This is a genomic window from Pseudomaricurvus alcaniphilus (genome assembly GCF_011440395.1).
Taxonomy (GTDB): domain Bacteria; phylum Pseudomonadota; class Gammaproteobacteria; order Pseudomonadales; family Cellvibrionaceae; genus Pseudomaricurvus; species Pseudomaricurvus alcaniphilus.
Window position 1 is genome coordinate 137,857 of sequence record NZ_JAAOIX010000006.1, and the last position, 13,719, is coordinate 151,575.

Genomic DNA, 13,719 nt, shown 5'->3' on the forward strand with positions numbered 1-13,719 from the left:
GGTCGGCCCTGGTGTTGGCTGGGCCGACTTTTGTTTGATTTTCCTTAAAATAAACATATTTGCAATTTCTGTTTAAATTGTTCATTATTGACCCACTTTCGCAGTGGCCGTGATACGGCCGTCTTACGGCGATAACAATAACGAATCAGGCGCCTGGTATTCACCCTGCCGGGGCTCTACAGAGGAAACACCTATGCTAATCGATTTACACGCACACGCTCCCCATCCCGACTATTACAACCTGCACCCACACTGGGGTCCGGCCTTCGAGCTGCAACCCGACGGCGATGTGAAATTGCGCGTTGGCGACTGGATCCTGACCCTGGGGGCGCCGGAGCGCAAGGCGGCCCTGCGCAAGGCCCACGCCGAAGGCAAAACCCTGGAAGTGAGCGAGTACATGGAGCGCTGGCGCGACCCCAAGACCCGGTTGGCCGGTATGGACGCCGCGGGCCAGAATGCCCAGGTGGTCAATGTACCGTCCCACTGCTACATGTACTGGACCGAAAAGGACTTTTCCGTGTCCTTTTCGCGCAAGGCCAACGAGGTGCTGGCTGAGTACTGTTCAGCGGATCCGAGCCGCCTGATGTACTGGGCCCAGGCACCGCTGAACGCTCCGGAAGAGGCGGCCAAGGAAATTCGTCGCGCCTGCACCGAGTTTGGCGCCAAGGGCTTGAGTGCTGGTGGCTCCAACTTTGGTGGCCTGGAGTTTGACTCGCCGGAGATGGACCCGGTGTGGCAAGCCTTGTGCGACCTGGACCTGCCCATGTTCGTACACGGTTACAACCAGTCGGTCACCTGGGGTGACAAGGCCAATACCGATCGCTACGAAACCACCGCCATCGTTGGCATGAACTACGACGAGACCAAGGCGTTCTGGTACCTGATCAACGGCGGCGTGTTTGACCGCTTCCCCGACCTCAAGGTCTATATCACCCACGGCGGTGGCTTCGTGCCTTACCAGTTGGGTCGCCTGGCCAATACCAACCCCAACCTCGATACCTTCCACAACAAGAAGCCATTTCTCGACTACCTGAAAAACTTCTACTTTGATGTGGAGTTGCACGAGTTGCCCATGCGCCAGGCCCTGGTGGATGTGATTGGTGCCGATCGTGTGCTGTACGGTTCCAACTTCGGCGGCAGTGACGCCGTGCGTCATGATTTGACCGAAGGCCTGAAATTGTCGGATGAAGACCTGCAGAAAATTCGCTGGAAAAATGCCTGCGAACTGTTGCACATCGACCCGGCAAAAGTTGGGTCACCTGCCAAGAGTGCCTGATTATGAAAATTGCCCGCTGTGAAAAAGCCGGAGAGGTTTTCTGGGCGCTGGTGGATACCCGTGCTGACCAGGTACAGCCAATAGTCGGCGCGTTTGCCGATTGGGGGCCGACACTGACCCGCGCGATCAACGCGGGCCAGGCCGACGCCGCTGCAGCGGCGCTGGCAAAGAGCGGCTCACCCTTGCCCCTTGACCAGGTGCGCCTGTTGCCCCCGGTGGAGCCAATTAATCGGGTGGTGGTTGCCGGCGCCAATTACGCCAAGCACCTGGCCGCAGATTTCGGTCTGGCGGCACCGCCACAACCGGTGGCGTTTCTCAAGGCTTACGGCGCATTGATTGGTGCCAATGACGATATTCGCTATCCGCCCCTGACCGAGGAGCTGGATCACGAGGTGGAGTTGGTGGTGTCCATCGGCTTGACGCCGGTGGATCTCGACGACCCGATCAGCAGCGTTTTAGGTTACACCGTTGGCAACGATGTCAGCGCGCGCGATTTGCAACGCAGCGGTCCCAAAGGCATTGGCATGGACTTGTTCGCCGCCAAAAGCCAGGACCAGACCACCGGTGTCGGCCCCTGGATTGTTACCCGCGATGAGTTTCCGCCCGGCAGCCCGATACTGAGGTTGATGCTGGCGGTGGATGACGACGTGCGCCAGGACGGCACCACCGGCGACATGACTTGGGGTGTGCCGGAACTGGTCAGTTTCGTGCAGCAGCGCTCCAGTTTTGCACCGGGCGACATCCTCTTTACCGGTTCGCCGGACGGCGTAGGGCAGGGCACGGGCAAGTTCCTCAACCCCGGTGAAATGGTCGAGGCCAGCATCGAGGGCATCGGCGCCCTGCACAATCGGGTTGCTGCCAAACAGGTTTAAGAAAAACAGGTTTAAGAAAAACAGGTTTATACAGGAAGACAACGACATGGTTGATAAAAATAACAGCGTGGTGGTGGTCGGATCGGGCCTGATGGGCACCGGCATAGCGCATGCATTTGCCAGCAGTGGCTACGCCACCGTACTGGTGGACACCAACGCCGAAGCGCTGGCCAAAGCACGCAAAAACATCGAAGACATTCTCGACAGCGGGGTAAAACTCGGCAAATTGGAAGCCGCTGATGCCGCTGCTGCCAAGGCGCGTTTGACCACTAGCACAGCGTTGGCAGATGTACCCGCCAGTGCCAGCCTGTTGGTAGAGACGGTGTCGGAAAATCTCGCGGTCAAGCAGGCAGTATTGAAACAGGCGGCTGAACTGTTGGGCGGCGACGCCATTCTCGCCACCAATACCTCGGCCCTGAGTGTGACCGAAATCGCCAGTGTGGTGAGTAACCCGCAGCGGGTGATCGGCATGCACTTCTTTAACCCGGTGCACAAGATGAAGCTGGTGGAACTGGTGTTGGCCATTGCCACTGACGAGCAAACCGTGGCCACGTCCCGCGCCTGGTGTGACGCCATCAATAAAATCTCCATTTTGGTCAACGAATCTCCCGGTCTCACCACCAGCCGCATGTCCGCCATGCTCGGCAACGAAGCCATGTGGATGCTGCAGGAAGGAACTGCCAGTGCTGAGGATATCGATACGGCCTTGCGCATGGGTTTCAATCACCCCATGGGGCCGCTGGAACTGGGCGACCTGACCGGTTGGGATACCCGTCTCGCAGTGCTCAAGTATTTGCACTCCACTCTCGGGGAAAAGTTCCGCCCCTGTCCGCTGATTATAAAAATGGTGGCGGCCGGGCGCCTGGGCCGCAAAGTGGGCCACGGCGTCTACCAGTATGACGACAGCGGCAAGCGGGTGCCGGGTTCCGGGCTCAAGGGCAGCAACCTGTGATCAAGAGCAAGAGTTTATGAGCGACGTCTATATCGTTGATGCCGTGCGAACGCCTGTCGGGCGCTACCGCGGCAGTCTCGCCGGTGTCCGTGCCGACCACCTCGGAGCCCACGTCCTCAACGGGCTGGTGGAGCGCAACGGCCTGGCGGCCGCGGCCATTGATGACGTGATCTTCGGCTGTGTCACCCAGGTGGGTGAACAGTCGGCCAATATCGCACGCACGGCGCTGCTGGGTGCCGGCTGGCCGGAGCAGGTGCCGGGCCTGACCATCGACCGCAAGTGCGGCTCGGGCGAGGTGGCGGTGCATGTCGCTGCCGGTTTGATTGCCGCCGGTTCGGCCTCGCTGGTGGTGGCCGGCGGTGCGGAGAATATGAGCCGGGTGCGTATGGGCGGTAATCGCGATGTGCACGGTGAGGCCTTCGGCTGGCTGGCGGAGTCACGTTATGAATTGACCAGTCAGGGTGAAGCCGCCGAACGGCTGGTGGATAAATGGCAGCTGACCCGCGCGCAACTGGATGAGTTCGCAGTGCGCAGTCACCAGCGTGCGGCCAAGGCAGCAGCCCAGGGCTTTTTCAAAAATGAAATTATTGCAGTGCCGGTGCGGGATCTGCAGGAAAAAGACTGGGCGGAAGAGTCACCCGAACTACTCACTGCCGATGAAACCATTCGCGCCGCCAGTAATGTGGAAAAGCTGGCGGCCTTGAAAACCAGTTTTCGCGAAGACGGTCGCCTGACCGCTGGCAACTCTTCGCAAATCTCCGACGGTGCCGCGGTACTGTTATTGGCATCGAAACAAGCCTGTGAGTTGCACAACCTGAAACCGCGGGCGCGGCTGGTGAGTTTTACCACGGTAGGTTCCGACCCGACCTTGATGCTGACCGGGCCGATTGCTTCCACCCGCAAGGTGCTGCAGCAAGCCGGGCTGAGCGTCGACGACATCGACCTGTTTGAAGTCAATGAAGCCTTTGCACCGGTGCCGTTGGTGTGGCAGCAGGAGTTGGGCGTGAGCAGTGACAAGCTCAATGTCAACGGCGGCGCCATCGCCCTGGGTCATCCACTGGGTGCCAGTGGTGCCCGCATAATGACCTCGATGCTGAACGAATTGGAGCGCCGCGGCGGACGCTACGGGTTGCAGGCCATCTGTTGCGCGGGCGGTATGGGCACAGCCACATTGATCGAGCGGTTGTAGTTTACAAGTAACAGCGCTGGCGAGTGCCTGTATAAAAACGCCAGGCCCTTTAACGCCATGCCCTTTAAGGCCAAGTAAGCAGAACCTGAGCAGATAACAATAAGGAGGCCAACCATGCTGATTGATCTCAGCGACAAGCGAGTGATTGTAACGGGCGCATCCCGCGGTATCGGCAAAGCCATCGCCATGGCGTTTGCGGCGGAAGGCGCGCGGGTTGCGGTGTGCGCTCGCAGCGAAGACGCGATTAACGCGGCTGGTGCCGAAATGGCAGAGCAGGCCGCGGCGGTTATTGTCCGTGCCGTAGACGTTACCGACAGCGAAGGTGTGAAGGCCTTTGTCAACGAGGTGGCTGAGGCCTGGGGCGGGGTGGATGTGCTGGTCAATAACGCCGGCCAGGGCCGCGGTGGCAACCTCGATACCCTGACCCCGGAAGACATTCTCGAGCACGCCAACATCCTGCAAATGGGCCACTTTCGCTTTACCCAGGCGGTTGTGCCGCATATGCGCAAGCAGCGCTGGGGGCGCATCATTGAGATCAACGCCCTCGCCGGTACCATTCCCACGCCGGAGGGCATCCCCTCCGTTATCAACCGCGCCTCCTGTGTGGCCCTGTCCAAATCCCTGGGCATGAACCTGGCCCAGGATGGCATCCTGGTCAACAGTCTCAATATGGGCTGGATTGACACTGGCCAGTGGGATCGTCATTTCAAGGAAATGCCGGCCAATGTTACGCGCGAAGAATTTGAAGAGATGGTGCTGAAAGTGGTGCCGATTGGACGCTTCGGCAAGCCCGAGGACGTCACCGGTATGGCCCTGTTTCTCGCCAGTGACTACGCCAGTTTTATCAGCGCCGCCTCGATTGATATTGCCGGCGGAATGGGCGGGCAGATTACCTATTACCCAACGCTTAAACGCGACTTTATCCAGGCCGCGCGGGAGCGCTTGCAACAGAGCACCGATTGACAGCGATTTGAGCATCACTACCCCAGAATATCTACCCTGAAAGTTTGGAGAAAAACATGTTTGATTTATTGATGAGTGCCGACATGATGCTGGAAGACCCGGATGGCATGGCGGATCTGCTGCACGCCAAGCTCGGTATCCATAAGCACGAGCGCTGGCGCCAGGCGTTTGATAACCACCCCTACATTGCCCACTTCTTGCGCGTGCACAAATCCCTGGCGGTCGCGCCGACCCGAGTCGAGCCGCAATGGCATCTGGACAAGCCCAACCCCGGCGACCCTTTCTTTCACGATTTCCTCGAGAGCCTGAAAGACTATCAGGGGCGCTTTCGCCCGATGCTGACTCACGCGGTAGTAATTACCCTGCGCCAGCCAGCCTTCGGTGCCCTGATCGATAAATTGATGCGCCGCGAGCTGCCGTTCCGGATGGCACAGCGCACCGAGGAGATGCCGTTTGATCGCCTGTGGCTGGGCACCACGCCGGAAAACCTGGCCTACTCGCCCGAAGTGGACGGTGGTCTGTGCATTGAAATCATGGGCACCGAGCCCTTGCAAATGCCGCCGGAGATCTTTAACCCGGAGCCCACCCAGCCGCGGGACTCCAAGCCCGGTGATATGGTGCGGGTTACGGCCAGGGGCTTTCTGGTACGCAACCTGGAAGACGTGCTCTGGCGCCTGTCCACCAACCTGGACTGGGAACCCGCCACTGTGGAGCAACTCAATGGCGAAGGCTACCGCCGTGCGCGCATGGGCTTTAACTGTGTCGGCAGCGCCAGCCTCGATTTGATCCAGCCCACCTACTGGGACTGCGACGCAGGCCACTACCTCAATAACTGGGGGCCCGGTCTCTATTACATTCGCATCGGGGTCAATGACCTGCAGGCCAAGGCAGAAGATCTCAACGCCAAGGGGGTCAAGTTTACCCTGGTCGAGAGTTCCGAGGCGGTCGGCGGCAAGGCTTTGTTGAAGGTCGATCCCACCGAGCTGCGCGGCCAGATGTTTGAGTTCGAGGAGATTTAACATGGCAGACGCGGTAAACCCCTCGGTCAGGGTCGAGAAGTCCGGCGGTATTGGCTGGGTCGTTTTGACGCGGCCGCAGCAGATCAACGCCATCAATGATGAAATTCGTTTTGGTGTTCCCCAGGCGCTGCGCGCCCTGGATGCGGATGTTGAAATCAGTGTTATTGTCATTCGCGGCGAAGGCGAGCGTGGCTTTTGTGCCGGTGCGGATATCAAGGAGCAGCGCGGCCCTGAAACCACCATCGAAGTGCGGCAGCGCATCGAGGGCAGTCGCTGGGTCGAGGCACTGGACCAGATTCAAAAGCCCGTCATCGCGGCCATCCACGGTTACACCATGGGCGGCGGCATGGAGCTGGCGCTGGCCTGTGATATCCGCTTCGCCTCGCCCAACGCGGTGATGAGCTTGCCGGAAACGTCCCTGGGGTTGATCCCCGGGGGCGGCGGCACCCAGCGCTTGCCACGAATCGTGGGCATGGCGCGGGCGCTGGACCTGCTGCTGACCGGTGAGCGACTCAAGGCGGAGGACGCCCTGGCGATTGGCCTGGTAACCCGGGTGGCCAGCGCGGCAGAAACTCACTTGCAGGAAGTGACGGAGTTAGCCGCGCTGATCGCCAAACGGCCGCCGGTGGCGACCCGCTATGTGAAACGTGCCACCCGCGCCAGTGCGGACCTGGACCTGAAAAAAGGGCTGGATCTCGAGCTGGACCTGTTCGCCCTGCTGAAAACTTCAGAGGATGCGAAAGAGGCGGCGGTAGCTTTCAAGGAAAAACGGGCGGCGGTTTTTTCCGGCAAGTAATTTTTATCAGTTTTGAATTTAACAGCACTGAATGTAACCGTACTGAATTTATTACAGCACTGACTTTATAACAGGAATAGCAAAATGACAGAGCGAAAACTGGAAGGCCGGGTTGCCATTGTCACCGGTGCGGCGGGCGGTCTCGGTGGCGAGTCGGCGCGGGTGATGGCCGGTCACGGTGCGCGCCTGGCGATTACCGATATCAACCTGGAGGCGGCGGAATTAACTGCGGCGGGAATCCGTGAGCAGGGGGGCGATGCTATTGCCGTGGGCTGTGATGTGTCGCTGGAAGGTGACGTCAAAGCCATGGTTGCCCAGGTTGTGGAACACTATGGTCGGCTCGATATCCTGCACAACAACGCCGCCATCCTGTCCGACGAACAGCGCTCCAAGGACCTCGATATCGTCAATATGGATGTCGAGGCCTGGGATCGTGCCATGGCGGTCAATTTGCGTGGCGCCATGCTCTGTTGCAAGCACAGTATTCCGCACATGCTCAAGCTGCAGCGCGGCTCTATTATTTGCTCCACTTCCGGTTTCGGTGTGCAGGGCGATATGACGCTGTCGGCCTATGCGGCGTCGAAGGCAGGGCTGATTATTCTGTGCAAGAGTATTGCCGCCCAGTACGGCAAGCAGGGGGTGCGGGCCAATGCGTTGCATATCGGCCTGGCCCCGGCGGAAAACGCCCATGGCACCATGAACCCGGCGGTGATGGATATCATTCGCCAAAACCACCTCACGCCGGACTTGGGCACGCCCCGCCAGATTGCCGATACAGTGGCCTTCCTGGCGTCGGATGAAGCCGGTTTCGTCACCGGCTCGACCCTGGTGGCGGACGGCGGTTTCTCCAGCCATGCACCGAGCCTGGTGCAGGTGCGGGAATTGCTGGCCGCCAGTGGCAGCAACAAAATCTGATTTTCAGGAGTAGCACATGAGTGCAGGCAAGGGCGTAAATCCCTGGGTGGTGGTCGCCTTTGCGGCATTGATGCAAGCGATCATCATCGGGGCCAATATCTATTCTTTCGGTTTCTTCGTGGTGCCCTGGATGACCGAGTTCCAGCTGGAACGGGGTACGCTGATGCTCGCAATAACCGCCTCCTCTCTGGTGGCGGCGTTTATCTCGCCTTTTTGCGGTTACCTGATCGACAAGGTGTCCAGTCGCAAGCTGGTCGTTGGCGGCTCGCTGGTGTTCGCCGGCGGGCTGATGTTGATCAGCTGGTTACCTGCGTACCCAACTGTTTTATCGGTCTACGCGTTGGCTTTTCCAGTGGGAACGACTTTGGCGGGAACCTTGATGGCGTTGAGCCTGGTGGGAAAACTGTTCACTCGCAATCGCGGCCTGGCCATGGGGCTGGTGGTGTTGGGCACCAATATTGGCGGCCTGGTGATGCCCCTGCTGGTCACCCATCTGCTGGCGAGCTATAGCTGGCAGCAGGTGTTCCAGGTGATCGCCGCTATGGTTGTGGTGGTGGTGAGCCTGCCGGCGCTGTTTATTCTGGCCGGTATAGCTGCGCCACCTGGCAGCGCCCACAACAGCGCTGAAAAGGGGGCGGCGCTGCGGGTCATGCGCTCGGCGGCGGTGATCAAGTTGGGGGTTGCCTATCTGGTTCCCTGCCTGCTGTTTGTTGGCTTGCTGCACAACATCGGTGCCATGGCGGCGGACCTGTCCATCGACCAGCAGCGCGCGGCCTGGATTACCGCGGCGGCGTCCGTGGTTATGGGGGTAGGCAAGGTGGCGACAGGCGCCTTGAGTGATCGCCTCAATCATCGCTTGCTCTATACCGTTTGCATGGTGTTGATCGCTGCCGGTCTGGTGACCGTCAGCTTTAGCGCGAGCTTTCTCTCCCTGCTGCTCGGCGTCGGCCTTACCGCCCTGGTGATGGGCGGCATCGCCCCCCTGGTCGCGACCATTGTCGCCGATCGCTGGGGCGGGGCACTGTTTGGTCGGGTGATGGGGGTAGTACAGGCCTTTGCCGGCGCTTCAGCACTGGGCGCACTGTTGGCCGGGTACCTGCGCGATGTGACCGGTAATTACAGCCAGGTTTACTTGCTGATGCTGGTGAGCCTGGTTCCGGCGCTCTACTGCATGTTCACCCTGCCGCGGGAGGCGCAGCTCGCACTGCAACCGGCCGTGGAACCAATAAGTGGGGTCAGATAAGACTTTTGCGCGGCCTTCCAAATAAGTGGGGTCAAATAAGTGGGGTCAGATAAGACTTTTGCGCGGCCTTCCCACTCTGGCTGGTTTAACCCGCCTGCCGTGCAAAAGTGGGGTCATAAAAAGTCTAATCTGACCCCACTTTTACTTTTACAGGTGAGTGTCATAGAAGGCTCCACCATTATTCCAAATTGAATAAGTGGGGTCAGATAAGACTTTTGCGCGGCCTTCCCACTCTGGCTGGTTTAACCCGCCTGCCGTGCAAAAGTGGGGTCATAAAAAGTCTAATCTGACCCCACTTTTGCTTTTGCACTTTTGCAGCCAATTTGCGTACGCAGAAAAATCCTGTTCATTGACAAAACAAATTGAGCGATTATTGCCGCGTTGGATCACGTGCTGTGGTAAACCGGCGGGACTAAATCGAGGTAAACGAGCCATGGTTGCATCCTTGTAACCATTAAATACTGACGGTGAGTTTAACGTAAGAGCTCAGTAATAGCTAAAGTCTAATCTGACCCCACTTTTATTAAAAAGTCTAATCTGACCCCACTTTTACTTTTACAGGTGAGTGTCATAGAAGGCTCCACCATTATTCCAAATTAATTGATATGCAACCTTGCATTTAATTATCCTCGCGCATTAATATGCATGTATGCATTTAAATGTTTAGTTGCATATATATCTATGAAAACAAAAACGAGATGGCTTATCCATCCCGATATTTGTCAGAGACCGTTGTAATGGAGAAGTGTAAGGAGCTACAGACATGCGCATGACTCGCGAACAGCGCCGTGAAGAAACTCGTCGACTTATTCGTGAAGCGGCGGTGACGGAATTTGCCAGTGGCGGCGTTGCGGGTACATCCGCGGAAAAAATAGCCGATGCCGCCGGCTATACCCGCGGCGCATTTTACGCCAATTATCCCAACAAGCAGGCTCTGCTGTTGGATCTGGTGCAGGATCGGATCAACGGTGAAATTGAAGTGTGGCAACAATTGACTGAAAGCTTCGAGGATCTGGATCAATTGTTGGAAGTATTTCGCCAGCGCTCGGAGAAATTTGACCCGGAGGGAGTGTGGTCGATGTTGTTTGCCGAATCTGCCCTGTATGCGCTCAGGGATGCAGAATTTGCAGCGGGTTACAGCGTGGTTCGCCAGCGCATGTGTAAAACCTATGAAAAATTATTCCAGACATTATTCCGCAAGCTGGGGTTGCAGCCGCCAGTGCCACTGGACGAATTCTGCGACGCACTGCTGACACTGTTTCGCAATAATCGCCTCTTGCGAAAGAGAAATGGTGTGCTGGCTTCGGTGCCATTTTCGCCGCAACTGTTGATCCAGTTTATTCGCGGCATGATCGCTATTTCCGAGCCGATCAAGTAGCAATTTCGCGACCATAAATAACGATAACAGGATATTAAATCATGACAGACGACGCCGTTAGAGATCTCATGATGAGCCCCGGGGATGTGCTAGCCGGGTTGCCGGATCACGTGCCGAGTGAACTGGCTTGCGAGTTCGATATCTGGGCCGAAATCAGCGCCGCCGGTATTGGTGCACACCAGCGAGCCGCTCAATTTCACCAGCAATTGCCGCCCATTTTCTATGTGCCTAGGCTGGGTTATTTGCCAGGTGCCTGGGTGCCACAAAAAGCGGAAGACCTGCGCCGGATACTGCAGGATACTGACACCTTCAGCAGTCAGAATACCATGCCCTTCGCGCAAATGCTGGGTGAGCATTGGCGCTTGATCCCGCTGGAAATGGATCCGCCGGAGCACACCAAATACCGGGCTTTGATCAACACCTTGTTGTCGCCCAAAAAAGTCGCAGCCATTGACGACTCAATCAGTCAGCACGCCAGCAACCTGATCAATGCCCTGGTGGCGAATAAACGCTGCAACTTTAACCAGGCGTTTGCCGATCAATTTCCAACACTGATATTTCTGCGATTGATGGGCTGGCCAGAGTCCGAAGCGCCGCGCTTTGTCAAGTGGACCCATACGCTGGTAAAAAGCCAGGATATGCAGGAAGTCGTGGGCGCGGTAGTACAAATCAAGAGCTACCTGCAGCAAAAAATAGAGCAGAGTCGCATTAACCCGGTGGATGATTTTACCGGTTACCTGCTGGCCAGTGAAATCGACGGTCGACCGTTGACGGACGATGAGCTGCTGGGTTTTTGCTTCCTGGTGTTTATTGGCGGGCTGGATACAGTGGCGTCCAGCCTGGGGTTTCATTTTATGCACCTGGCCCTGCACCCTGAGCAGCAGGCAGATTTGCGCGCTAACCCGGACAAAATTCCACTGGCGGTAGAAGAGCTGCTGCGCGCTTACTCCATTGTCAATATGCGCCGCATCGTCACCCGGGATGTGGAAGTCGGCGGAGTCCGGATGAAAGCCGGCGATGTGGTGCTGATCAGTACGGAGCTGGGTAACCTGGACCCGGACGCATTTGCTCGGCCGGCCGAAGTAGACTTTGAGCGCGAGGATATCACCAAGCCGCACATGGCGTTTTCCTACGGGCCACACCGTTGTGTCGGCTCGCACCTGGCTCGTCGTGAACTGCGCATTGCGTTGCAACTGTGGTTAGAGAAAGTACCCATGTTCCGCCTCGCCGATGACTGCCAGCCAATTATGCGAGCGTCGGGAGTGTTCGGCATGGATAACCTGGTGTTTGAGTGGGAGTGAGCCATGAAAATTGTGATTAATCGAACTGCCTGTGCCGGACATGCTCGCTGTCATGCGTTGGCAGCGGAGATGTTTGTGCTGGACGATGATGGCTACATTGCCACGGATTCTTTTTCGGTGCCGCCCGGTAGCGAACAATTGGCCAGGCGCGCTGCCCGAGCGTGTCCTGAGCGGGCGCTTGAAGTGCTCGAAGCTGACAGCGGCCACGAGCGGGAAAACAACGGTTAGTACAGCTTTGAAAGATTCAGCGGCACAACAACAACTCAATAACAGATAAAGGAATGAAAACGATGATGCAACTTCCCGACTATCTTTACATCGATGGCGAAAAAATTCGTCAAACGGATGCGTCCGAGGTGGTGATCAACCCGGCGGATGAAAGTGTGCTTGGGCACGCACCGCTGGCTTCTACAGTGCAAACTGAAGCGGCACTGGAGGCCGCCCGGGTGGCCTTTGATCGCGGACCCTGGCCGCGCATGTCGATCAAGCAACGGGTCGGTGTGATGCAGAAATTCCAGGATTATTTGCGCAGTAAAAAGGCCGAGATCGTGCAGCTGATCGTGGCGGAGGCGGGCTCCACCTTGATGCAGTCGGACTTTATGCAGTATGAATTACCCATGAAACACGTCAGTCATTTACTGGATGACGCCCTGCAGATTCGCCCGGAAATGATTCCGGTGGAGATCACCCCGGCGTTTGACGGCAGCAAAGTGATCGGCACCAGCTCGGTGAACTACGAGCCGGTTGGCGTTGTGGCGGCCATCACCCCCTACAACTTTCCGTTTTTTCTCAATATCGGCAAGGTCTTTCACGCCCTGCTGATGGGCAATACCATGGTTCTCAAACCGTCGCCACTGACCCCCTACCAGGCCCTGATTCTGGCCGACGCGGCGGATGCCGCCGGTATTCCGGCCGGAGTCCTGAATATCATCAACGGCGGTATTGAAACTGGCAACTTGATCACCTCAGACAAGCGGGTCGATATGGTGTCCTTTACCGGCTCCGACAAAGTGGGTGCAGCCATTGCTGCCCAGGCGGCGCCGACGTTGAAGAAGACGCATATGGAGCTGGGCGGCAAGTCGGCGTTTATCGTGCGCCAGGACGCCGACCTCGCCGGCGCGGTGCAGGCCGGCCTGACCGGATTTATTACCCACTGTGGACAGGGCTGTGCGCTCACTACCCGCCACCTGGTGCACAATGCCATCCGGCCACAGTATGTCGCGGCTCTGCAGCAGGCCATTGCCCAGGTCAAGGTGGGTAACCCCGCCGATGCCAGCGTGATGATGGGCCCCTTGATTCGCGAAAATGCCCGCGCGCGGGTAGAGCAGTTTGTCCAGGCCGGTCTCGACTCCGGCGCGAAATTGATGGCGGGTGGCAAGCGGCCGGCGGGCCTGGACAAGGGCTTCTACTTCGAGCCAACCTTTTTTGACGATGTGGATAATGGCTCGATGCTGGCACAGCAGGAAGCCTTTGGTCCCATCGCCGCCGTTATCGGTTTTGATAGCGACGAGGAGGCAATCGAGCTCGCTAACGATTCCGATTTTGGTTTGTCGGGGCATATTTATTCCGCGGACGCCGGCACTGCCTATGAGATGGCGTTACAGCTGCGCACAGGTGGCGTGGGCATTAATAATGGCGCCGGTACCATGCTTTCCAGCGCACCGTTCGGAGGTTATAAGCGCTCCGGCTATGGGCGCGAATTCGGGCGTCACGGCCTGCTGGATTTTTGCCAGATCAAGAGTATTGCTTTCCAGGGGCGCTAACCTGACCGCGATCATTAGCACCAGACACACATAAACTAACTAGAGAAAAACA

The 13,719-nt window shown here is 57.7% G+C and carries 13 protein-coding genes; all 13 read left to right on the plus strand.

Translation table 11 applies throughout. The features are described from left to right. Positions 1 to 193: 193 nt before the first annotated feature. The 13 genes from G8764_RS13320 (at position 194) to G8764_RS13380 (ending at position 13,667) form a co-directional block, all read left to right on the plus strand. Positions 194 to 1,276, plus strand: coding sequence for an amidohydrolase family protein (locus tag G8764_RS13320; protein WP_166165147.1), 1,083 nt, complete (start codon positions 194 to 196; stop codon positions 1,274 to 1,276). Between the two features lie 2 nt (positions 1,277 to 1,278). Further along, positions 1,279 to 2,148 carry a fumarylacetoacetate hydrolase family protein gene (locus tag G8764_RS13325; RefSeq protein ID WP_166165148.1) on the plus strand — a complete coding sequence of 290 codons (870 nt, stop codon included), beginning with the start codon at positions 1,279 to 1,281 and terminating at the stop codon, positions 2,146 to 2,148. 46 nt (positions 2,149 to 2,194) lie between these two features. Beyond that, the gene (locus tag G8764_RS13330) at positions 2,195 to 3,100 is read left to right on the plus strand and encodes a 3-hydroxyacyl-CoA dehydrogenase (RefSeq protein ID WP_166165149.1); all 906 of its coding nucleotides are present in this window, start codon (positions 2,195 to 2,197) and stop codon (positions 3,098 to 3,100) included. A gap of 16 nt (positions 3,101 to 3,116) precedes the next feature. Continuing rightward, positions 3,117 to 4,289 (plus strand): thiolase family protein, encoded by a 1,173-nt coding sequence (locus G8764_RS13335; RefSeq protein ID WP_166165150.1) that lies wholly within the window; start codon positions 3,117 to 3,119, stop codon positions 4,287 to 4,289. Positions 4,290 to 4,403: 114 nt separating this feature from the next. Further along, a complete protein-coding gene (locus tag G8764_RS13340) occupies positions 4,404 to 5,252 on the plus strand; it encodes an SDR family oxidoreductase (RefSeq protein WP_166165151.1) in 849 nt (282 codons plus the stop codon). A 56-nt stretch (positions 5,253 to 5,308) separates the two neighbouring features. Next, the gene (locus G8764_RS13345) at positions 5,309 to 6,271 is read left to right on the plus strand and encodes a VOC family protein (RefSeq protein ID WP_166165152.1); all 963 of its coding nucleotides are present in this window, start codon (positions 5,309 to 5,311) and stop codon (positions 6,269 to 6,271) included. A gap of 1 nt (position 6,272) precedes the next feature. Then, positions 6,273 to 7,067, plus strand: a complete 795-nt coding sequence (locus G8764_RS13350; RefSeq protein WP_166165153.1) for an enoyl-CoA hydratase/isomerase family protein — start codon at positions 6,273 to 6,275, stop codon at positions 7,065 to 7,067. Between the two features lie 84 nt (positions 7,068 to 7,151). Continuing rightward, positions 7,152 to 7,982 carry an SDR family NAD(P)-dependent oxidoreductase gene (locus G8764_RS13355; protein WP_166165154.1) on the plus strand — a complete coding sequence of 277 codons (831 nt, stop codon included), beginning with the start codon at positions 7,152 to 7,154 and terminating at the stop codon, positions 7,980 to 7,982. 16 nt (positions 7,983 to 7,998) lie between these two features. Beyond that, positions 7,999 to 9,225 (plus strand): MFS transporter, encoded by a 1,227-nt coding sequence (locus tag G8764_RS13360; protein ID WP_166165155.1) that lies wholly within the window; start codon positions 7,999 to 8,001, stop codon positions 9,223 to 9,225. A gap of 763 nt (positions 9,226 to 9,988) precedes the next feature. Further along, the gene (locus G8764_RS13365; RefSeq protein WP_166165156.1) at positions 9,989 to 10,603 is read left to right on the plus strand and encodes a TetR/AcrR family transcriptional regulator; all 615 of its coding nucleotides are present in this window, start codon (positions 9,989 to 9,991) and stop codon (positions 10,601 to 10,603) included. 41 nt (positions 10,604 to 10,644) lie between these two features. Further along, positions 10,645 to 11,904: a cytochrome P450 gene (locus tag G8764_RS13370; protein ID WP_207951879.1), complete on the plus strand. Its 1,260-nt coding sequence runs from the start codon at positions 10,645 to 10,647 to the stop codon at positions 11,902 to 11,904. A 3-nt stretch (positions 11,905 to 11,907) separates the two neighbouring features. Then, the gene (locus G8764_RS13375; RefSeq protein WP_166165157.1) at positions 11,908 to 12,132 is read left to right on the plus strand and encodes a ferredoxin; all 225 of its coding nucleotides are present in this window, start codon (positions 11,908 to 11,910) and stop codon (positions 12,130 to 12,132) included. Between the two features lie 62 nt (positions 12,133 to 12,194). Beyond that, positions 12,195 to 13,667 (plus strand): aldehyde dehydrogenase family protein, encoded by a 1,473-nt coding sequence (locus G8764_RS13380; RefSeq protein ID WP_207951880.1) that lies wholly within the window; start codon positions 12,195 to 12,197, stop codon positions 13,665 to 13,667. The last annotated feature ends 52 nt before the right edge of the window (positions 13,668 to 13,719 follow it).